Origin of the sequence: Aliivibrio sp. S2TY2 (assembly GCF_028765525.1) — a bacterium.
Classification (GTDB): domain Bacteria; phylum Pseudomonadota; class Gammaproteobacteria; order Enterobacterales; family Vibrionaceae; genus Aliivibrio; species Aliivibrio finisterrensis_A.
Window position 1 is genome coordinate 783,560 of record NZ_JARACS010000001.1, and the last position, 20,201, is coordinate 803,760.

The 20,201-nt window shown below is 40.0% G+C and carries 21 protein-coding genes and 2 pseudogenes; 5 read left to right on the forward strand and 18 right to left on the reverse strand.

Annotated features, from left to right (window positions below; translation table 11 throughout):
• Positions 1-18: 18 nt before the first annotated feature.
• The 10 genes and pseudogenes from PVK63_RS03590 to PVK63_RS03630 form a co-directional block, all read right to left on the reverse strand.
• A complete protein-coding gene (locus PVK63_RS03590; RefSeq protein ID WP_165371201.1) occupies positions 19-933 on the reverse strand; it encodes a LysR family transcriptional regulator in 915 nt (304 codons plus the stop codon).
• A gap of 63 nt (positions 934-996) precedes the next feature.
• The gene (locus tag PVK63_RS03595; protein WP_130087235.1) at positions 997-2,346 is read right to left on the reverse strand and encodes a BatD family protein; all 1,350 of its coding nucleotides are present in this window, start codon (positions 2,344-2,346) and stop codon (positions 997-999) included.
• A gap of 2 nt (positions 2,347-2,348) precedes the next feature.
• Positions 2,349-4,046: a vWA domain-containing protein gene (locus PVK63_RS03600; protein ID WP_130087237.1), complete on the reverse strand. Its 1,698-nt coding sequence runs from the start codon at positions 4,044-4,046 to the stop codon at positions 2,349-2,351.
• Complete coding sequence (locus tag PVK63_RS03605; RefSeq protein ID WP_130087239.1) at positions 4,039-5,106, reverse strand: VWA domain-containing protein; 1,068 nt, start codon at positions 5,104-5,106, stop codon at positions 4,039-4,041. Before PVK63_RS03605 ends, PVK63_RS03600 begins: the two co-directional genes overlap by 8 nt.
• A complete protein-coding gene (locus tag PVK63_RS03610; RefSeq protein WP_130087241.1) occupies positions 5,096-5,632 on the reverse strand; it encodes a DUF4381 domain-containing protein in 537 nt (178 codons plus the stop codon). Before PVK63_RS03610 ends, PVK63_RS03605 begins: the two co-directional genes overlap by 11 nt.
• Entirely contained in the window at positions 5,629-6,567 is a 939-nt protein-coding gene (locus tag PVK63_RS03615; protein WP_130087243.1) for a DUF58 domain-containing protein, read from the reverse strand. Before PVK63_RS03615 ends, PVK63_RS03610 begins: the two co-directional genes overlap by 4 nt.
• 8 nt (positions 6,568-6,575) lie before the next feature.
• Positions 6,576-6,923 (reverse strand): annotated as a pseudogene (locus tag PVK63_RS20015) (AAA family ATPase); the annotation flags it as partial.
• Between the two features lie 77 nt (positions 6,924-7,000).
• Positions 7,001-7,580: pseudogene (locus PVK63_RS20020) on the reverse strand (AAA family ATPase); the annotation flags it as partial.
• An 83-nt stretch (positions 7,581-7,663) separates the two neighbouring features.
• Positions 7,664-9,916 (reverse strand): multiheme c-type cytochrome, encoded by a 2,253-nt coding sequence (locus PVK63_RS03625; RefSeq protein ID WP_130087246.1) that lies wholly within the window; start codon positions 9,914-9,916, stop codon positions 7,664-7,666.
• A 162-nt stretch (positions 9,917-10,078) separates the two neighbouring features.
• A complete protein-coding gene (locus tag PVK63_RS03630; RefSeq protein WP_130047539.1) occupies positions 10,079-11,626 on the reverse strand; it encodes an arylsulfatase in 1,548 nt (515 codons plus the stop codon).
• 310 nt (positions 11,627-11,936) lie between these two features.
• Here PVK63_RS03630 and PVK63_RS03635 point away from each other — a divergent pair, with 310 nt between their 5' ends.
• Positions 11,937-13,508: an arylsulfatase gene (locus PVK63_RS03635; RefSeq protein ID WP_130087248.1), complete on the forward strand. Its 1,572-nt coding sequence runs from the start codon at positions 11,937-11,939 to the stop codon at positions 13,506-13,508.
• A 76-nt stretch (positions 13,509-13,584) separates the two neighbouring features.
• Here the strand turns inward: PVK63_RS03635 and PVK63_RS03640 are convergent, their stop codons facing one another.
• Positions 13,585-13,860 (reverse strand): nitrogenase-stabilizing/protective protein NifW, encoded by a 276-nt coding sequence (locus tag PVK63_RS03640; protein ID WP_130044599.1) that lies wholly within the window; start codon positions 13,858-13,860, stop codon positions 13,585-13,587.
• A gap of 8 nt (positions 13,861-13,868) precedes the next feature.
• Positions 13,869-14,213 (reverse strand): hypothetical protein, encoded by a 345-nt coding sequence (locus PVK63_RS03645; RefSeq protein WP_130044600.1) that lies wholly within the window; start codon positions 14,211-14,213, stop codon positions 13,869-13,871.
• 223 nt (positions 14,214-14,436) lie between these two features.
• On the opposite strand from PVK63_RS03645, the gene PVK63_RS03650 reads away from it, so the two are divergent.
• The 3 genes from PVK63_RS03650 to nqrM are packed head-to-tail and all read left to right on the forward strand — an operon-like array spanning position 14,437 to position 15,355.
• Positions 14,437-14,721, forward strand: coding sequence for a DUF134 domain-containing protein (locus PVK63_RS03650; protein WP_122034507.1), 285 nt, complete (start codon positions 14,437-14,439; stop codon positions 14,719-14,721).
• Positions 14,721-15,158: a NifB/NifX family molybdenum-iron cluster-binding protein gene (locus PVK63_RS03655; RefSeq protein WP_130087250.1), complete on the forward strand. Its 438-nt coding sequence runs from the start codon at positions 14,721-14,723 to the stop codon at positions 15,156-15,158. The genes PVK63_RS03650 and PVK63_RS03655 overlap by 1 nt, the downstream gene beginning before the upstream one ends.
• Complete coding sequence (gene nqrM / locus PVK63_RS03660) at positions 15,158-15,355, forward strand: (Na+)-NQR maturation NqrM (protein ID WP_130087252.1); 198 nt, start codon at positions 15,158-15,160, stop codon at positions 15,353-15,355. The genes PVK63_RS03655 and nqrM overlap by 1 nt, the downstream gene beginning before the upstream one ends.
• Before the next feature lie 49 nt (positions 15,356-15,404).
• Here the strand turns inward: nqrM and PVK63_RS03665 are convergent, their stop codons facing one another.
• From PVK63_RS03665 to PVK63_RS03690, 6 genes are all read right to left on the reverse strand, one after another.
• Positions 15,405-15,764 carry a DUF4156 domain-containing protein gene (locus PVK63_RS03665; protein ID WP_130087254.1) on the reverse strand — a complete coding sequence of 120 codons (360 nt, stop codon included), beginning with the start codon at positions 15,762-15,764 and terminating at the stop codon, positions 15,405-15,407.
• A 99-nt stretch (positions 15,765-15,863) separates the two neighbouring features.
• On the reverse strand, positions 15,864-16,316 hold the full coding sequence (locus tag PVK63_RS03670) for a YccF domain-containing protein (RefSeq protein ID WP_130087256.1): 453 nt from the start codon (positions 16,314-16,316) through the stop codon (positions 15,864-15,866).
• A gap of 65 nt (positions 16,317-16,381) precedes the next feature.
• Complete coding sequence (locus PVK63_RS03675; protein WP_130044605.1) at positions 16,382-16,543, reverse strand: hypothetical protein; 162 nt, start codon at positions 16,541-16,543, stop codon at positions 16,382-16,384.
• Positions 16,544-16,650: 107 nt separating this feature from the next.
• Positions 16,651-17,916: a DEAD/DEAH box helicase gene (locus PVK63_RS03680; protein WP_130087258.1), complete on the reverse strand. Its 1,266-nt coding sequence runs from the start codon at positions 17,914-17,916 to the stop codon at positions 16,651-16,653.
• Between the two features lie 68 nt (positions 17,917-17,984).
• Positions 17,985-18,611: a type B chloramphenicol O-acetyltransferase gene (gene catB / locus PVK63_RS03685; RefSeq protein WP_130087260.1), complete on the reverse strand. Its 627-nt coding sequence runs from the start codon at positions 18,609-18,611 to the stop codon at positions 17,985-17,987.
• A gap of 105 nt (positions 18,612-18,716) precedes the next feature.
• Positions 18,717-19,427: a hypothetical protein gene (locus PVK63_RS03690; RefSeq protein WP_130087262.1), complete on the reverse strand. Its 711-nt coding sequence runs from the start codon at positions 19,425-19,427 to the stop codon at positions 18,717-18,719.
• A gap of 344 nt (positions 19,428-19,771) precedes the next feature.
• On the opposite strand from PVK63_RS03690, the gene rbsD reads away from it, so the two are divergent.
• A complete protein-coding gene (gene rbsD, locus PVK63_RS03695; RefSeq protein WP_130087264.1) occupies positions 19,772-20,191 on the forward strand; it encodes a D-ribose pyranase in 420 nt (139 codons plus the stop codon).
• Positions 20,192-20,201 lie beyond the last annotated feature (10 nt).

Sequence of the window (20,201 nt, forward strand, 5' to 3'; positions counted from 1 at the left end):
TTTTACTTTTGTATCAATTTACTTAATTTCGTTAAATTCGGCTTTGGCTACTTTTTGTATTTGTTGTCTCAACCAACGATGTCCACTTTCTGTTGTTCTACTTGGGTGCCAAATAGTACATAAATCGTGCTCTTGTTTCTCAAACGGTAAATCCAACGCTTTTAAATTATAGTAGTTACCCAAGCCATCCACCGCAGATTTTGGCATCAATCCTATCATCTCTGTTGAGCCAATAATGGGCATCATTTCTAATGCCCCAGAGGCTCTAATCACGATATTACGCGCTTCCAGCTCTTTAATGTCTTCTCCATTAAGTAAGCTGCTTCGGCTATGCCAACGAGAAGCTGCCACATGCTCTTCTTTTAAAAACTCTTCAAGTGAAATAGACGTTCCTATCCTTGGGTGATCTTTGCTGCACACGACCATCAGTTTTTCAGAATATACGACTTCTGATTTCAGCATAGTTCTGCCACGGATAGCCATATCTATGACTAAATCATATCGCTGTAAGCGCAAATCAGCCTCAAGATCCTCGGTAAATTGAGGATGTATTTCTAACGCAATATGAGGCGCAGCCTGTCGAATTTGACGCACTAATCTTGGAATAAAAGAATGAGTTACCGTAGAGACAACGGCAATAGAAAAGATACGATTAGATGTTTTAGGATCAAACTCTCTTGACGCTGACAGTGTTGAAGTGAAATTTTTGAGTGCCGCCGACATCGCAGGATAAATATCAGAGGCAAAGACCGTAGACTCTACCCCTGTTGTGCTGCGGTGAAAAAGCGGATCATCGTAAATTTCACGTAACCGCTTTAGCGCTTTACTTACTGCTGGCTGGCTAATATCCATTCTGGCCGCAGCTTTTGATAGATTACTTTCTTCATAAATAGCTACAAAGATAGGGATCAAATTTAATTCAGTACTTTTCATAATAACCGTCATGGTCTATTTATCCTGATTTCACTGTATATCATTGATAAATAGACACAAGCGCTATTCTTTAGTTTTGTGTGATTTCTCTTGAACATCGGTGTTTTTAGCAAGGTAATGCTCTCGATATTTATCCAACTGAGGAAGTGCTCTTTTAGGTGTTAATCTAGTAAATAAAGCGATTAACGGACTCGATAAAACATTGACCTTCTTCCAAACCGCCCGCGATAGTGACACTGTCACCTTTTCACTTTGAAAATCTGTCGAGTCTTGTTGCCACTCATTAACTTGAGAATGCTTTTTAAGTTCAAGTTGCTGATGCTGTTGTCGCAGCACACGATAAAGCAATACTCTTACCTGGCTCCATTGACCCTGCTTAACCGCCCTTGAATAGATCCACCACGCAGGTAAAGGGTGCGTTTTATAATAATGTCTTATGCGTACCACAACAAAACCAATGAAAATAACACTGGCTGATCCCCCCAGAATAAAAGTCCAATAGGCTTTTAACCATGACTGGAATGTATGCGAGACCTTAACCGTTTCTCCAGCTACCTCAATGGTTTTTAGTTGCTGAGAATCCAAATCCCACCATGTTAATTGATAGGCAGGAAAAGTGAGATCACCTCCAGCCTGCAGCACATACACACTCGACTCTTTACGTTCTGAAAAATAATCACCGCGCGTTTGAGAGTCTGAAAGTTGATTGGGTTGCGGGTAGCTTTGGTACTCATTACTAGAAGAACTATTTATTATATTAGGCAGTAGCATCGCTAAGGTATCTTCACCTCTAATAGTGAGTGTTCGAGTTATTGTATCTCCGACTTTTAACTCCTCACTTGAGCGATTCCATTGCTGATCAATGCTTAGATTACGTCCAGATACCCAAGTTTGATCGTCCGTTAATAACCCGGATGGTATTGCTGCTGTAAATTGCTGTGGTGTACTGTATAAGGTGCCTGATACATTACCGCCTCCCTCACGGGAAACCTCGATATTCACTTCGGTAGAAGGTACCACAAAGCGTCCTTTCTCTTGCGGGTATAAGGTAATTTCCCAACGTTGATGGCTCCAAGTAATCCCATCTTTTCGTTCCGTAAAATTGGTCGCTAACGTATTTCGCTGCTTAGTCACGACATTCGGGATCTCAATATTGGCAATACGAGTGCCACTGGTAAACCATCTTGGTGTTGCAACTTCAATATAAAGAATGATTTGCTCATTGACCGCGTAGCGAGGCGTTTTAAGTGATGTATCCTTATTAGCTGGTTCACTAAGCCACGTTTTTATTACCACTCGGTCTGATTTATTTAACTCTTTTATTGATGTCGCGTGCGTTGGAAAGCTGAAACCCGCTACTATCATAATAACGAAGAGCATTAGATGAGTTGTGCTTTGTTTACTAATGGTCATCTTCACTTCTCCTTCACAGCATCTGTTGCGTGATTGCGAGTTTGTTCGTATCGTTGCAGTTGAAACTTAGCACGTAAGAAATATTTCGGATCAGCCTCAACTCTACGTAACCATTTATCGGCTAATTCTTGACTGCCCAAAATCTCATTGGCATTGAGACTCTCTTTTGTCATTAAAGAGGCATCAACCTCTTCATCGGCACCATCACCGGTTTTAGGCTGATCTTCTGCTAACTCAAACGACTCTTCTGGACCATCGGTTGTGCCTTTTTGACTTTCACTGGTACGGTTTACTTCATCGACAATACCTTGCATTACAGACAAATTATTTTCCGTTTTTTCTCTTAATTCTGAATCAATATCATCAGCTAATAACCCCTGGAAAATATCCCGCGCTGCTACATATTCTCTTTGTCTTGCTAGCGCATTTGCCGCATTAAACAGGCCTAAATTAGACTTCACTTGTAAAAATGCGCTGTGGGCTAATTGATATTCTCCCGCATAGTAATACGCCGTTCCTTTTTTAAGTGGATCTTGGTACTGCTTTGCCGCTTTTAAATAGTCTGATTGTTCGAAATACCATTGCCCCTGTTGATCCGCCGTCATCCATAAGTTCATCCAGCCATCAGTGATTTTTTGCCATAATGTCACCGTACTCACAGGCTCTTCAGTTTTGGCTTTTAAACTCACGTTTTCAGCGTAGGTTGGCGTTGAATATAAGGTTGGAAAAACCACACATACCACTAAACACCATTTCACTAACCAACCTTTTCTAAACCATGAAAGCATCAATAACGCGACCAAGAACAGTAAATAGTAACCCATGTCTTTCCACGGCATCGCTGACTCATTATTCAACTGCATATGGCGCTGAATTTTATTGTTGAGTGATTGAATATCACGATCATCAACCGTCACTTCCACCACGCTACCATTACTTTTTCGTGCTAGCGTTTGTAATGAAGATAAATCCATTGGGTTATCACTCACTTTATCTTTATTACCTGCCGCTAGCACCAATAGTTGATGTGAGCTATTTTGAAAATACTCTTCATACGCTTGAATCGTCTTAGGATTAACGCCGTCACTGATCAGTAAAACGGTTCCTGCGCTGTTATCACCAAGTTGTGGTTCTATTAATGCTAGTGCACTCTCTGCACTCTTCCCTTCAACGGGCATAATATCTGGGTTAATTGCGGCTAAAAATGGAGCAAAAACGGAGTTATCTTTGGTTAATGGCATGGCTAAATGTGCGGATCCGGAGAATACGACAAGCCCGGTTTTTCCACCTTTTCGCTCGTTAAGTAAATCTCGGATCTTCTGTTTCGACCGCTCTAATCGACTCGGGGCTAAGTCTTTTTGCAACATCGATGGGCTGTTGTCTAATACAATTAACAACGCCGCTTTATCTTCACCAAACGGGGACGGTTCACGCTCCCAAGTTGGCCCTGCACACACGATAATAGCAATAAACATAGAGACACTGAGTAACTTGAGCGGAAGTTGTTTTTTCCACCCCATATCGTTGATGGTTAATGCTGAACGCAAATGCTCGGGTAATACATCTTGCCATTCATTCTTACTGTCCTGCTTCCAACGTAAATAAACTAATAATGCAAGAGGAAGTAAAGCCAATAGCCACCAAGGTCGAATAAAATGAAACTGCTCAACGATTTGTTGCCACATAAGAGAATCAAACATCCGCCTCTCCTGCTTTAAAATAACGCTTAACAGTCACTAAGCTAAACGCCAATAAATACATAATAACGATCAACATTACTGGGTAGTAATGTATTGATTGCTTTGGACGATAAGTTGTACTCTCATACAATTGCGGTTCTAATTTTCCAATTTCATCATAGGCCAAACTTAATTCGTCACGGTTCATCGCCTCAAATGCATTACCACCGGATAATTTAGCTACGCGATTTATGACTTCCATATCAAGCGCTTGTTCACCCACGGTTTTTGGGTCCCCCATCGCTATCATATGAATACGAACCCCTTTCGCAGCAGCGACTTTTGCGGCATCTATTGGTTCAACATAACTGCCTGTGTCATTACCATCGGTTAGTACAATTGCAACTTTTTCTCTTGGTTTTATATCAATCGTATTATCTAGTTTTACCGCCGTTTCATCGTCACCACTTTGCTCGAATACTTTTATCGCTAAACCAATAGCATCTCCTAAATGGGTACTTTGCCCAGCCATTGCCACATCGGTTTGATTAAGCAATTCAAGCCAAACTTTTTGATCAGCGGTAAATGGCGTTTGAACAAAAGCCGCATCGCCAAATAAAATGAGCCCTAAACGATCGCCTTTTCTGGTTTTCACAAAATCGGATAATACCTCTTTAGCAGCGTCTAAACGTGAAATGGATTGGCGCTCACCATTATCAGTTCGAATAGAAGAAACGAAGTCTCGCTCAGCCATTGAGCCAGATAAATCGACCACAACCATAACATCTCGTCCTAATTGCTCACGGGTTTGAGGCTCTCCTAAAATGGTCGGTTTGGTTAACGCTAAAACCAATAGCCCCCAAGATAAAATCAAAATCGCTTTTTGCCACACACTAGGAGTCAGCTGACCTGCCCCATCAGATGGTGTCTCATCTAAGGCTTTAGCAACCACATCAAAGAATGGAACTTTTATGGCTGATTGACGAGTGCGATAAGCAGGAATGAACCAATAAATAACCATTGGTAGTGGCAGTACCCACCACCAATACGGGTTCGCAAATTCAAGTTGATCAATTAACATTCGCTTCCCCCTGATGATGACGTAGCCACGCTTCACACATGGTAAGTAATTGCTGTAACTCTTGAAACGTTAATTGATTTTTACTCTGAACTAGCGCTTTCATCCACCCTTCACCAATGTCATCATCAAAAGGGGTCGAACTTTGCGGAAAATAACCGTCGATTACGCAAAGAAAATCATTACCAAAAACAGGAGCATGTTGAGGATTCAGATAAACAACCGCAGCTTTCATCACCTCAAATAGATCATGAGTTAGTTGCTGACTCACTTGCGACTCATTCGACATTTTCACTTGCTCATCAAGCCTTACCTTCATAGAAATAACGAGTATTAAAGCTTCACGACGATAGCGATTTCCCCACCACTTTTTTCCCCACTTTATGGCTTTGTAGAGACTAAAAACGGCCAAAGTGATAGCGATTATTTTCCACCCTAACGTTTGAGGAAACCAGCTGACATGTTCAGGGGTAACCACTTCACTCAGATCTCTTAATATATAGCTGCTTGGTGGTGTATGAAGGCTCATCGACGACCTCCTACAGCACGTTTAAATTGTTCGATATGAGCACCTGACGTATCTGTCTCGATAACGGGCAACCCTTTTGCAGCCATGAGTTGGATCAATTGTTCTCTTTTTAAACTTTGCTGTTCACTTAACCCTTTATTGGCTAAATCAAACTTCTTTGCCTCATTAATACTAATTTGCAATGAACCATCGCCAACAACCCAGTCGTTATGTAATGCTGGAAGATGGGATTCAAAAGGATCAGAGATAAGCACACCAAGTACGTCGTTATGCTTTTGAAGGTGCTTTAAATGGGTAATATCATCCGGTGTAGTGCCATGCCAATCACTAAGAATGATGATTGTCGTTTCTTTTAATTTTAGGCGTCCTAATAAGGTGACAAATTGAGAGAAACTCACCGCATCACTGTCTTTACTCATCACATCTAACGACTGATTTGTATTGGCTAACAACTTTAATCGATGGAGTAAATCCCCTTGAGATCGTTTTGCGGTTAACCAATGCAGTTTCTCTGTTGATTGAAGAACAAACCCCACTCGATCACTGTCTTGTAATATTCGCCAAGCCGTTAATGCTGCAAGCTCTGCTGCAACGACCGATTTCATGGTATCGACAGATGAGAAGTACATGCTACTGCGTTGATCGACACAAATAATAAAATGACGATCTTTCTCTTCAGTATAGGAACGAACATGAGGCTTACCGGTTCGCATCGTGACTTTCCAATCCAGATTACGAATATCATCACCGAGTTGGTAATGTCTTAGCTCTTCAAAATTTAAACCTCGCCCCCGAAAAATAGACGAATGGCGGCCAGACAACGCAGTGCCTGATTTTAAATTTGGTAATAAACTGAACGCCCTCGCTTGAGATTGCAGTTTAATTAGCTTGCTGTAATCACAATGTATTCGTGGATCAGTACTTTTATCATTCATAAAAAGCCCTACCCAATAACAACATGATCCAATAGCTCATTAATGACTTGCTCTTGCGTTACGCCATCCGCCAACGCGTCGTAGCTCAAGGTTACACGATGCCCCAACACAGAATGAGCCATTGCTCGTATATCATCTGGCTCTACGTAATCTCGACCTTGCAACCACGCATAAGCTCGCGCACATTTATCCAGTGAAATTGACGCTCGAGGGCTTGAGCCTATTTCAATCCAACGAGATAAATTAGACTCGTTATAACGCTCAGGTTTACGTGTCGCCATAACTAAGGCGACGATATAACGCTCACTGATCTCAGAGACTTCAATTTGAGATAACTCGCTTCTTGCTTGCATGACGACAGAAGTATCAAGCTGAATATTAACTGCGCTTTCTGACTTATCCTCCTTTTTTTCCTCTGTCTGCTTTTGAGAAGATTCTTCGCAACGAACAAGGCGTATAATGTCTAATTCTGCCTCATCATCAGGGTAATCAACAGAAACCTTCATGATAAATCGATCCATTTGCGCTTCTGGTAATGGATATGTACCCTCTTGTTCTACTGGGTTTTGTGTGGCGAGTACCATGAAGAGTTCAGGTAAGGTGTGCGTTTGATCGCCAACGGTGATCGTTCCTTCCGCCATCGCTTCTAATAATGCCGCTTGTACTTTAGCTGGCGCTCGATTAATTTCATCCGCCAATACTATGCTGTTAAAAATAGGCCCTGGTTGAAAATGCAGTTGTGGTTTACCGTTTAACTCTTGATACACCTCAGTACCCGTGACATCCGATGGAAGAAGATCTGGTGTAAATTGAATCCGCCCAAACGAGGTATGTAAGTTGTCTGCTAATGATTTAACGGAACGTGTTTTAGCGGTTCCCGGCAGGCCTTCAAGCAGTACATGACCTTGAGTTAATAACCCAATAACCAACGAGCGTACCACGTGAGACTGACCAATAACGGACTGTTCAACCTGTGTTATCAATGTATTTATTGCCTGTTGGGTTTGATTCATGTTTGCTCCCTATCCTAACGAGATAAATTTTATCTATTCATTGTAAATACTTGCTCTATAACTATTGGTTATACCGTTCATCATTAAAGGCGTTGTTTTAATGCATCAATGACATTTTTCGGAGCATACTGCTCCAATTGAGTAATGCATTGTGCTGCTTTTTTGAGCTGATTTTTTAATAGCATGTCGCATTGAGCAAACAGATGCTGTGGATCGCCACTGAGCTCAAAGGCTTGGTTCAAGGCTTGCGCGGCAGCTGCTCCATCAAAAGGCTCCATCGATAATCCATACACATACCAATATTGAGAGTTTTGTTTCTCGATCTCTGCGGCTTTTCTAAAGTACTGGCTAGCTTCTTTTTTCTGCTCTAATCGCAATAACGCTAGTCCCGCACTGTAAGGCAGAGCTCCTGAATTTGGCTGCGCTTTTATTCCTTCTTTTAACAGTTCAAGTCCTTTGTTTTCTTTACCTTGCGTACGATACATATCTGCTAAATTGACATAGCTATTAATAAAATAGGGTTCAATTTCAATCGCACCTAAGTAGGCCTGCTCTGCTTTTTCTAGCTTTCCTTGAGAGCGATACACATTGCCTAAGTTAGTTCGCCCGAAGCCTCGATCTGCATTAAACAGTTGAATGTTAATGTATTCATTTAATGGTGCTGTTAGTTGCTCTTTTTGTAATGGATTAAGATCAGACCAATACGCGGCTAATGCCCCTGCGGCTTCTGAGCGGATCGCTAAAACGTTGTCGGTTAATAATGGAGAAAGGATCTGCCAACGGTCATAAGCGCTATATCCTGCAGAGCCTTGCACTGCTCCTAAACGAATAAGTTCATCATCATGTTTTATCGCTCTACCAAGTGCCACTAATGTATTCTTGCTCGGAAAACGACTTAACCTTTGCAGAGCTGAGCCTCGAATAATACCCGCTTGTTTTGCGTCTTGTGCTGTATATGACAGGGCATCTCCCGCCCCACGATAATTAATGTCTGATGCGTAAAATGCCACAGCAAAGTGTTGCTGATTTCGATATGGAGAATCAGGGAACCATTGAGCAACCTGCTTATCGGCCCAACTGTCATCTTTGTCTTCATGGCATTGGGTGCAAACATTAGGAGTACCAATGTTCTTACTCAGATCTGGCCTTGGTATTTGCCAGCTGTGATCACGCCTTGCATCTACACCCATGTAAGTCGTCTCTGGCATATGGCAAGTCGTACATTGCGAAGCTTCGGTATTGGCCTCATGGAACGTGTACTTTTCTGGCGTATATTCTGATGCTATATGACACTGGCTGCATATAGCTTCTTCAGGAATACTTAATTTTGTCGTATGAGGATCGTGACAATTACTGCATGTAACGCCTTTTTTTGCCATTTTCGATTGCATAAATGACCCATAGACATAATCTTCATCATAAATTTGGCCATCATTATGATAAAGCTCAGCAGTGATTAAACTTGGAAGGTAGCTATCTAATAATGTTTTTGAATCACCTTTGATATGAGCCTGATCTTCATTTAATTGGGTTCGGCGACTATGGCACTGCGCGCACATAGTAATTTGAGCAGTGGCTTGGATTTGCTTTGGTTGCAGTGTTGTGTGACCTTCTTTAAAGACCCATTCTTTGACTGACTTACTTAAATCTCGTTCAAAACCATAGTGTTGATTAGTAACCCCTTCTTGGTTATTACTCCATATTAGGTGTTCACTTGCAGGGCCATGACACGCCTCACAGCTGACATTAATCTCAGACCATGTGGTGCTATACGTATCTGTTTTTATATCGTAATTTTTCTTAACGTCGGTCGAATGACAATCCGCGCACATGAAGTTCCAATTTTGTCCTGAGTTGGTCCAATAAAATTCATCCGTTTTTTTCATATTTGGATAAAGATGGTACCAACGTTGACCACCCTCTTCTGCACTACGTGAATCCCAAGCGAATGGAATTAATTGGATACGTCCATCGTCAAATTCCACCATATATTGCTGTAATGGCTCAAACCCAAACGTGTAGCTAATTTGGTAATCGTTGAACTTTCCATCAGGTCCTTCGATATTGACCCAGTACTCTTTACCTTTTCTAAAAAAGCGATTGGTTTTTCCTTCAAACTCAAAACTCGCATCATTAAAATCACCAAACACACTGTCTTTATCCGCATGCTTCATTGCCATGTCATGATCAGAACCAATCCATGCTTCGACTTCTTCTTTATGGCAATCCACGCAAGTGTCATTACCGACAAAATCGGCAGCAACTGTATTCGATGAAAAACCAATAATGCTTATCCATACCACACAAAGTGCGTAGGTGATTATTTTACTGCTCATATACATCCTTGTATTGATACATTTTCTATCTCTAATCCTAAAGATAACAATACATTAGATATAGAGTATATTTACTGATTTTTCCATTAGGATTTATCAATATGTGAATGCTAGCAGAAATAAAAAAGGGCCCCGAAGAGCCCTAGCGTTATCTGATTTTTACTATTTATTGTGAGGCTGTTGCAGCTTCTCCATTACCTGATCAAGGCCGAAACTTGCTGCTTTTTGACGCGGAGGAAATTCCTCAAAGGTTGCTAAATATTGTCCTACATACGCCTGTGCTGGAACAAACATATATGCATGGTCTAGCAACCAGTCATAGTATGTATTAGACGTTACATCTGCGACTTCATATGGGTCCATACGTAAGTTAAACAATTTAGGCACACGTAGAGTTACAAATGGTTCAGCCCAAATTTGAAGCGTACCATTAACACGTTGCTCCATAAATACTGCTTTCCACTTGTTATAACGAAGTGCGGCTAAATCACCATCATCGGTAAAGTAAAAGATTTCATCACGACGGCCTTTCTCTTCTTTACCGGTTAAGTAAGGTAAGAAGTTGTATCCATCTAGATGGTTTTTAAAGCTCTTATTTCCAAGTTTGGTTCCTTTTTTCAATTCATCTTTTATGTCGTCATTACCGGCAATAGCTGCAAATGTTGGTAGCCAATCCATGTGGTGCATAATTTCATTAGATACTACGCCCGGTTCAATTTTACCCGGCCAACGAACCATGGCTGGTACTCGGTAAGCCCCTTCCCAGTTGGTGTTTTTCTCACTTCGGAATGGCGTTGTACCCGCATCAGGCCATGAGTTCATATGTGGCCCATTATCTGTAGAGTAGAAAACAATCGTATTATCTTTAATACCCAATTTATCTACCGTTTTTAACAGCTCCCCAACGTGATTATCGTGCTCAACCATACCATCAGCGTAATTACTGATCCCTGTTGAACCTTGCAGTTCCGGTTTTACGTGAGTTCTAAAGTGCATTCGAGTCGCATTCCACCACACAAAAAATGGCTTATCAGCTTTCACTGCACGACCCATAAAATCAATTGCCGCAGAAACGGTTTCGTCATCGACAGTTTCCATACGCTTACGTGTAAGCGGGCCTGTATCTTCAATCTTGCCATCAGCGTACGATTTAATTACCCCACGAGGTCCAAACTTTTTACGAAACTCAGGATCTTTAGGGTAATCAATATTTTCCGGTTCTTCTTCCGCATTTAAGTGGTAAAGATTACCAAAAAACTCATCAAAACCATGCGCTGTTGGAAGAAACTCATCTTTATCACCAAGGTGGTTTTTACCAAATTGGCCTGTCATGTAGCCCATTGGTTTTAACACTTCCGCAATGGTTGCATCTTCGGCTTGTAAACCTATATCTGCACCCGGCAAACCGACTTTACTTAGACCTGTTCGTAATACACTTTGACCAGTTATAAACGTTGAACGACCAGCAGTACACGATTGCTCTGCGTAATAGTCGGTAAACATCATCCCTTCTTTTGCTATGCTATCAATGTTTGGGGTTTTGTATCCCATCAAACCAAAGGTATACGCACTGATATTTGATTGACCAATATCATCACCCCAAATTACTAAAATATTGGGCTTTTCGGCAGCAAGGGTATAGCCAGAAGCTCCCATTAATACCGCACTTAAAATACCTAACCTACGATTTGTTCCTTGTTTCAACGTCATATAACCTCCTGTTTATGTATAAGCAGTTACGATTAAATATATAGTCTATAAAACAAGCAGAATCGAATTTAATGATGTTTTTTATTCAATTTTATGCCAATTGTCTCTATTCCTTTTCTTCATCACTCAAACATAAATATCGTATTTCTGATCAATATCTCAATTAGTCTTTAATCACACCTTACAAATAATCATTTAAATTCAATCACTTAATTTAAAAATAACCATTGGTTATAACCGCTATAAAGCGACGAATCATTAATTCTCACTTAGAGTACAGACAATTAATCGCAACTAATTGGAGTTCTTCATGGGACATAATTTAAGTAAGATTGCTGTTGGCGTTGGCCTACTTGCCACCTCAGGCACAGTGATGGCTGCATCTCAACCAAACATACTCGCTATTTTTGGTGATGACGTTGGTTACTGGAACATCAGTGCCTATAACCAAGGCATGATGGGTTACGAAACCCCAAACATTGACCGTATTGCAAACGAAGGTGCCCTTTTTACTGATCACTATGGTCAACAATCTTGTACTGCTGGACGTTCTGCTTTCATTACAGGCCAAGAACCATTTCGAACTGGGTTATTGACCGTTGGCATGCCGGGCTCTGATCACGGTATTCCAGATTGGGCACCAACTATTGCGGATCTATTAAAAGATCAAGGTTATATGTCAGCTCAATTTGGTAAAAACCATCTTGGTGATCAAGATAAACATTTGCCAACTAACCACGGTTTTGACGAGTTCTTTGGTAATCTTTACCACTTAAACGCAGAAGAAGAGCCTGAAACTTACTACTACCCTAAAGATCCTGAATTCCGTAAAAACTACGGCCCTCGTGGTGTGATTAAGTCGTATGCCGATGGCAAGATTGAAGATACAGGACCGATGACGCGTAAACGTATGGAACACGCCGATGAAGAGTTCTTAGATGCAACGCTCGCATTCATGGAAAAAGCAGTTAAAGCGGATAAGCCTTTCTTTATCTGGCATAACACCACTCGTATGCACGTTTGGACTCGTCTACAAGAGAAATACCAAGGTGCGTCAGGCATCAGTATTTACGCTGATGGTATGCTTGAGCATGATGACCATGTCGGAATTTTACTTGATAAACTAGATGATCTTGGCATTGCCGATAACACCATTGTTATTTATTCAACCGACAACGGTGCAGAAACAGCAACATGGCCAGATGGTGGTGCAACTCCATTCCATGGCGAGAAAGGAACAACATGGGAAGGCGGTATGCGCGTTCCACAACTTGTTCGTTGGCCGGGAACTATCGAACCGGGCACTAAAATCAATGAAATGATGGCACACCAAGATTGGCTTCCAACCTTACTTGATGCTGCGGGTGTTCCTAATGTGAAAGAGAAGCTCGCTAAAGGCTACAAAGCCAACGGCAAAGAATTCAAAGTTCATATTGATGGCTATGATTTCAAACCGTACTTTGAAGGAAAAACAGATAAAGGCCCTCGAGAATCCCTACTCTACTTCACTGCAAATGGTGAGTTAAACGCGGTTCGTTGGCAGGATTGGAAATTAAACTTTGCGGTAATGGAAGGTAATATTTCTAACGCAGTTCGTCTAGAACCAAACTGGCCTCAAATTATCCACCTACGTGCTGACCCATTTGAAAAAGCGCCACATGAATCAGCAATGTACTTACGCTGGATGGCAGATAACATGTGGTTATTTGTACCTATTCAAGACGTATTAGGTGACTTCTTCTCAACGCTGCCTGATTACCCGATGCAAAATGGGACAATTATGAACCCTGCAACAATCACATCAGAATCCTTACAACTTAAAGGGAAAATGCAGCAACTGGATAAACTGCAACAACAAATGAACAGCTTAAACGTGAAATAATTGAATCGTTAAGTTAATAAATGAAAGCCCTCGATGGATTAACATTGAGGGCTTTTTGTATATAACTATTGTGAAATTATCGACGAATACATGTAGTACAACCACGACACGCTGAACGAGTGTGGGGATCTAATCGTCCTCTTTGAATCTTACAATAGGCATTTCTTAATGCACGACGAGCCGAAAACCAATCATCCGGTTTCGCAAGCAGCAAGTTGCCATTAATCCGTTTCATTAATGGCACTCGATATTCATTAATAAACTTACTGTCAAACTCAATATCAAAATGTTTAAGAACCTGTTCTATTGAAGTAAAACTAGCAATCACTTTTTGAATTTCAGCTTGGCTCATCGGTAATACTAATGCTTAAACGTGTTCATTTCAGTCGCGCTAGTAGCCGTAAGATCACCCGATGGATTTAATAGATGTGGCAAAATCTTAGGCAAATTTAGCGTAATGTCTTTATCTTCAACAGCATAAATAACTTCGTTATACCAACCTAATAACCCCATTGATGCATACCCAATAGCATCATTATCTTCACGGTGTTCAATGATAATTTGTAGAAAACGCAAAATCGCTTTATCGTTTGATCCAGCTTGCTCACGAGTTGAGTGAAAAATCTTTGTTGCTTCAACTACCAACCCTGCATATTCAGTTTCAACAGAAACTTGAAAAGAACCACCATCAACAGAAATTTTCATAAGATTTATTGCCAATTCATTATTCTAATAAAGGCGCATAATATCGAATAAATATCACCTTGTCGTTAGTCATAATAAAAACCACTTGATCTAAATAAAAAAAATACTCTTCATGATTATTTTTTAATCTTAACGAACTCGGTTAATAGCATATGCCAAAAATAATTATTGGCATATGCCATTAACAAGCCTATACTTTGCTTGTATTTAATGGAGAGCATTGATGGCTAGACCTAAAAAGTGTCGTCGTATTTGTAGTAGAGCACCATACAGTTGCTTTAAACCTAATGGCGTACCAACAACAGAACTACCGCAAGTTCAACTACTTGCTGAAGAATTAGAAGCATTGCGATTGGCTGATTTTGAAGGATTAAGTCAACAAGACGCAGCCGACCAGATGATGGTTTCTCGACAAACCTTCGGCAACATAGTTAAACAAGCAAGATTTAAAGTAAGCAGCTGCTTGGTTAATGGTCAGGCTTTAATGCTCCAAACGGAGACTGAATAATGAAATTTGCTATTCCTTATCAAAATGGCCGTATTGCAGGACACTTTTCTAAAGCTGAATCGTTTCTTTTTACAGACCAAACACATTCAGAAACAGTGCCAAATCCTGCACTTAATAGCACTGGTTGTGGTGGCAAAAAATCACTACTCTCGCTATTAAAAAACCAACAGATTAATGCCCTTATTGTTCGTAATATTGGACAAAAAATGCTTGGTAACTTACTCGAGTCAAATATTCGAGTATTTCACGCTCAAGGTCATATCTCGTTAAATGACGCTACATTCACTGACTTTCCTGAATTGACTTGTGCATCTCAAGGTCGTCCTTGTAAAAATACAAAACAAGGTTGTTGTAATAAAAAGCACAGTATGACGACTTCAAAGTTAAGTGCCCCATCACAACTAAAACACAAATTGACTGTATTAGGATTTAAATAATGAGTACCGTTTTAATTACCTTTGGTGTTTTTGTATTAGTCATTCTTCTGATGGCTTTAGGGGTAATCTTTGGGCGTAAGGAAATTCAAGGAAGTTGCGGCGGATTAAACAATGTTGGCGTAGATAAAGTATGTAATTGTGAAACAACTTGCGATGAACATAAACTTTATCAAATATCAGAACCTTCCGAAAAATAAATAAAAAAGCATCCATAATTTATGGATGCCCTTTTCTTCGTCTAAAAAGCTATTTAGTCTGGCTTACATTCTCTTCTGGTTGCTCACACAAATAAGCGTTGCCAAACATAGTAACAGAGCTTGAAAAATCTAAAGACTGATATAAATACAATGTATCCGCGCCTAGTGCTGCTGCTTTAATTCGCATTTGGTTTAATGTACCCCAAACCATATCCTTATCAGCGTGCAGCCAGTAATCGTAAAAATGGCCTTCTGAGCCAAATACAATCCCCAAACGTTGACAATCTTTTACTACTTCAACTTCATCCCAAATCACATCTACTTTTTCTGATTCTTGAGTTGGGAAAGTCACGCAGCCTGTTAATATCATTGACGATGCTAACATAGAGCTAGCTATTAGCGTTTTCATTAATTAATCACTACCAAATAAATGTTGCGCGATTTTAGTGAAAATTTAGCCGCTGGCAAGTAATAATCTAAATTTTATTAATTGTGCCCTGCTCTTTTATTAACGCCACTTATTTACTTCTGCGTCTGCATTAGCACGACGAGCGGCCGCTGCAACTTCTTTATCAACAATTGTTTGTCCAATAGGTGCAATTGAGATTACAGCAAGCTTCAAGTGTTGAATGGCAAATGGAATACCAATAATCGTCACAAAACAAGCTACCGCTGACATTACATGGCCAATCGCTAACCAAAAACCTGCAAAAATAAACCACAGAACATTACCAATAAAACCAAGACTACCTGTGCCTATGTCTTCGTTTCGGGTTAATTCATCACGATAAATCGCTTCTTTACCAAACGGGAAAAAAGAAAAACCAGCAATAACAAAACACGCTCTTCCCCATGGAATACCAATGATACTAATAAAGGCTAATACACCAAAAAAACACCATGCTAGACCCATGAATACGCCACCAAAAAGGAACCAAATTAAATTACCAATTGCGCTCATTTTATTTCCTTACTTTATCATTCTATATCTGATAATTGATTAAACCGTAAATTAGATCACTGTAGTTAATCGTCAGCGCCACACTTTACACATTCATCGTAAGTTCTCTCACCTTCACTAATGACCGTGTATTGACCCACACAATTTTCACACAGTGCAAGTACAGGATAGGCTTCTTTTTGTTTTTTGGAAGACGTATTTCCTTCCGTTGTATAAAATTTTCTCACAAGCACTCCCAAGTTAGGAAAATTCTTAACTATAGAAAAACACTCGACAATATGAAGTGTCGAGTGTTTTTAATAATACCAATGTAACTAATTAGATGATCTATTTATTACCAGTTATCTGGGTATTTTCTTTTGTTCTTCTTGCCTGTGCCTTCTGGTTTTGCGACTGGTTTAATCGCTTCTAATAAGGCCTCTGTGATCTCTTCATCTACTTCAAAACCCTCTACTTGCTCACGCTCAAGTCGGATCATGTTTTTCTTCTCAATGATTTTAAAGTGATGGTAATCTTCAAAATCAATTAATGATAATGCTAGACCCACTTCACCTGCACGGCCACTTCGACCAATACGGTGCATGTAATCTGCTGGGCTTCTTGGCAAATCAAAATTGATAACCACTGGCAGTTTTTCAATATCTAAACCACGAGCGGCAATATCTGTAGCAATCAGTACATCAATCTCACCCGCTTTAAAACCTTCAAGAACACGGCTACGAGCGCCCTGACCTTTATCACCATGGAATACCTCTGCAGTAATTCCACGCTTTGACAGTTTATCGGCTAGGTGATTACAACCGTTTTTAGCGTTGACAAAAATAAGTGCTTGTCGCCATTGCTGTTGATGAATCAAATGCGCTAATACGGCTGTTTTTTCACCTTTATTAACGGTAAATACGCGCTGCACTAAGGTACTTGCGTCTGCACTTTGTAATTGCAACTCTACCGGGTTAATGAGTAACGCCTGAGTTAACGTTTCTACTTCTTCTGGAAACGTTGCTGAAAATAACAGTGTTTGTTTTTGCTTTGGCGCTAACGCTAATAGCTGAGACAATTCTTCAGTAAAACCAAGACTTAGCATTCTATCGGCTTCATCAAGTACTAAGGTTTTTACTTGGTCTAACTTAATGGCATTACTTGAGATCAAATCTAGTAATCGACCTGGCGTTGCAACTAAAATATCGCAACCACCACGAAGGTTCAGCATTTGTTTATTAACAGATACACCACCAAACACAGACACCGTTTTAATCGCACCATTAAAATGCGCGGAATATGATTTGATACTATCAGCGACTTGTTGTGCAAGCTCACGAGTAGGAACTAAGATAAGGCCAGTAACATAATTGCCTTTATTGCTGTGGGGTTTCCCTGACTGCTGCTCAAAAATTTGCTGCAACATAGGCAATGCGAACGTTGCTGTTTTACCTGAGCCTGTATTTGCCCCTGCAATTAAATCACGTCCGGCTAATACACTCGGGATAGCTTGTGCTTGAATAGGCGTTGGCTGTTGATATTCCAGCTCTGTTAATCGTGCTAACAATGGTGAAATAAGGCCAAGTTCTGCAAAGTTGGCTGGTGCTGTCGTCGTGGTCATGAATATAAAGGGCTCAAAGCTAAAATAATAGCCGGTTATTTTAGCCTATTTATGCCCTCTACGGTTAATTAAATCGTTTTTTTCCAATACGCATAAAGGCCATTAATATCAGACGAACACAGTAAGTCCATTGCACCTTTAATTTTCTCTTCACTCCACTGCCACCACTTCATTTCTACTAGCTGAGCAATCTCAGTCTCTGTAAAACGATAGCGGATATGTTTAGCCGGATTTGAACCCACAATGGAGTATGGTTCTACATCTTTAGTCACCACAGCACGACTTGCTATGATTGCACCATCACCCACAGTGACACCACTCATGATCATTGCTTCTGTACCAATCCAAACATCATTACCAATAACGGTATCACCAGCACGTTCAAAGCCATCTTTAGCATCAGCAAAGTTATCGTTATCTTGATAGAAAAATGGAAAGGTACTTGCCCATTTATGTTGGTGCCCTTGGTTTCCTGCCATCATAAAAACAGCGCCTGACCCAATAGAACAATAACTACCAATAATTAGCTTATCAATATCTGTTCTATCAGAAAGTAAATAGCGAGCACAATCATCAAAGCTGTGATTATGGTAATAACCAGAATAGTAACTGTGCTCACCAACAATAATATTGGGGTTAGTTACTTGCTCTTTTAATGACTTACCAATAAAAGGGCTTTCGAAATAATTGTTCACTATCTACTCCCTCTTTAATAAACAGCTAGATATTAGCCAAAATTACAAAGCTATTATAAATACCTATTTTTTAATACACCAAATAATTCTCAGTAACTTTGTGTATTAAAATTTATCCGCATCAATTTCAAAAAGCGTTAAATCACTTCTGATTGGTTTATATTCCACCGGAGGTTCAATCAAAAAGACGTTATCAACACCTAATTTATTTAAAGCAGATATTGAGTAGTACCAGCCATCATAACCTCCTTCGTCAAACTGAGAGAAATCATCACTTTGGCCCAATGTCGTGATCCTTTGATCAACCCCAATCATGGAATAAAACGCATCCTCACGCTTTATCGAATCTTTCATATAGTTAGCCGCTTCATTTAATGTCTCTTCACGTTGCTGAATAGATAGACTGGCTAACTCTTTTTCAAACTCACTATCATCAAATTCGTTACTGCTTGCCCCGCCATGAAAACCAATAACAGCACGGTTACTTATTAATTTTCTTTTTCCGCTTGGAAATACATAATTTGCGCATGATGAAAAACAATAATCGTTCACTTCAACGGTTAAGTTATTTTTATAAACAAACTCACCGAGATCCATCCCAAGGTTAATTTCCCCACCATAACTCTTAATTTCTAATGTTTTAATCTGTCCATTATTTTTATATAACGACAACAGCGTTTCATTAGCGTCATCAGAGATATCCCCTTCATAGACGAACTTATCTCCCTTAACGACCACCGTCGTCTCTAACTCAGCCATGGCTGAGGGTGCATTACATAAAACAAAACCTAAATAAAGACAATTGGTTACACGCATTATTCAACCTCAATGTTAAATATCTAAAATAATAAACGCCAATCTATTCGTTATACTGAAGTATAAGTAGTCATTCGATATTCAATTGATGTTTTAGTTCCTAGAGATTACACATTTAAAAGTACCCCCTCCTTCCATCCTTTAGCTACCACCAAAATTTGACTAAGATCTCTTATTTAGTCTTTCATCAATTAGATTCCTGCGTTTGATCACACTTAGTTACATTCTTAGATGCAAAGTGCTATTTATTGCTCTAAATTCACCATCGAAACGTTTACGCAAACGTTTCGATGGGCATTAAACAAGCAGTATGTGTTCATAATTAATTAACTAAAGGTATTCTCATGAAGAAAAATACACTACTAAACGCAGAGTTATCGTATGTAATCGCCACACTTGGCCATACTGATGAAGTCACTATTTGCGATGCTGGCCTGCCGATTTTTGAAGAATCACAACGAATCGATTTAGCATTAGTTCAGGGAATACCAACCTTTATTGATACCGTAAAAGCGACATTGTCTGAAATGCAAATTGAAGGCGTAATTGTTGCTGAAGAGTTCAAAACCGTTAGCCCACAACTACACGATGAGCTGATGACACTTATTGCTGCTGAAGAAGCGCTGTGTGGAAAATCAATTACCATCTCTTACGTGTCTCACGAGGCATTTAAAGTACACACACAGCAAAGCAAAGCGATTGTTCGCACAGGTGAATGCACTCCTTATGCTAACGTTATTTTCCAATCTGGCGTTGTATTTTAAATAGGACACG

Coding starts and splice junctions, on each gene's coding strand:
- PVK63_RS03590 (WP_165371201.1), bottom strand. CDS start 933: ATGAAAAGTACTGAATTAAATTTGATCCCTATCTTTGTAGCTATTTAT.
- PVK63_RS03595 (WP_130087235.1), bottom strand. CDS start 2,346: ATGACCATTAGTAAACAAAGCACAACTCATCTAATGCTCTTCGTTATT.
- PVK63_RS03600 (WP_130087237.1), bottom strand. CDS start 4,046: ATGTTTGATTCTCTTATGTGGCAACAAATCGTTGAGCAGTTTCATTTT.
- PVK63_RS03605 (WP_130087239.1), bottom strand. CDS start 5,106: ATGTTAATTGATCAACTTGAATTTGCGAACCCGTATTGGTGGTGGGTA.
- PVK63_RS03610 (WP_130087241.1), bottom strand. CDS start 5,632: ATGAGCCTTCATACACCACCAAGCAGCTATATATTAAGAGATCTGAGT.
- PVK63_RS03615 (WP_130087243.1), bottom strand. CDS start 6,567: ATGAATGATAAAAGTACTGATCCACGAATACATTGTGATTACAGCAAG.
- PVK63_RS03625 (WP_130087246.1), bottom strand. CDS start 9,916: ATGAGCAGTAAAATAATCACCTACGCACTTTGTGTGGTATGGATAAGC.
- PVK63_RS03630 (WP_130047539.1), bottom strand. CDS start 11,626: ATGACGTTGAAACAAGGAACAAATCGTAGGTTAGGTATTTTAAGTGCG.
- PVK63_RS03635 (WP_130087248.1), top strand. CDS start 11,937: ATGGGACATAATTTAAGTAAGATTGCTGTTGGCGTTGGCCTACTTGCC.
- PVK63_RS03640 (WP_130044599.1), bottom strand. CDS start 13,860: ATGAGCCAAGCTGAAATTCAAAAAGTGATTGCTAGTTTTACTTCAATA.
- PVK63_RS03645 (WP_130044600.1), bottom strand. CDS start 14,213: ATGAAAATTTCTGTTGATGGTGGTTCTTTTCAAGTTTCTGTTGAAACT.
- PVK63_RS03650 (WP_122034507.1), top strand. CDS start 14,437: ATGGCTAGACCTAAAAAGTGTCGTCGTATTTGTAGTAGAGCACCATAC.
- PVK63_RS03655 (WP_130087250.1), top strand. CDS start 14,721: ATGAAATTTGCTATTCCTTATCAAAATGGCCGTATTGCAGGACACTTT.
- nqrM (WP_130087252.1), top strand. CDS start 15,158: ATGAGTACCGTTTTAATTACCTTTGGTGTTTTTGTATTAGTCATTCTT.
- PVK63_RS03665 (WP_130087254.1), bottom strand. CDS start 15,764: ATGAAAACGCTAATAGCTAGCTCTATGTTAGCATCGTCAATGATATTA.
- PVK63_RS03670 (WP_130087256.1), bottom strand. CDS start 16,316: ATGAGCGCAATTGGTAATTTAATTTGGTTCCTTTTTGGTGGCGTATTC.
- PVK63_RS03680 (WP_130087258.1), bottom strand. CDS start 17,916: ATGACCACGACGACAGCACCAGCCAACTTTGCAGAACTTGGCCTTATT.
- PVK63_RS03690 (WP_130087262.1), bottom strand. CDS start 19,427: ATGCGTGTAACCAATTGTCTTTATTTAGGTTTTGTTTTATGTAATGCA.
- rbsD (WP_130087264.1), top strand. CDS start 19,772: ATGAAGAAAAATACACTACTAAACGCAGAGTTATCGTATGTAATCGCC.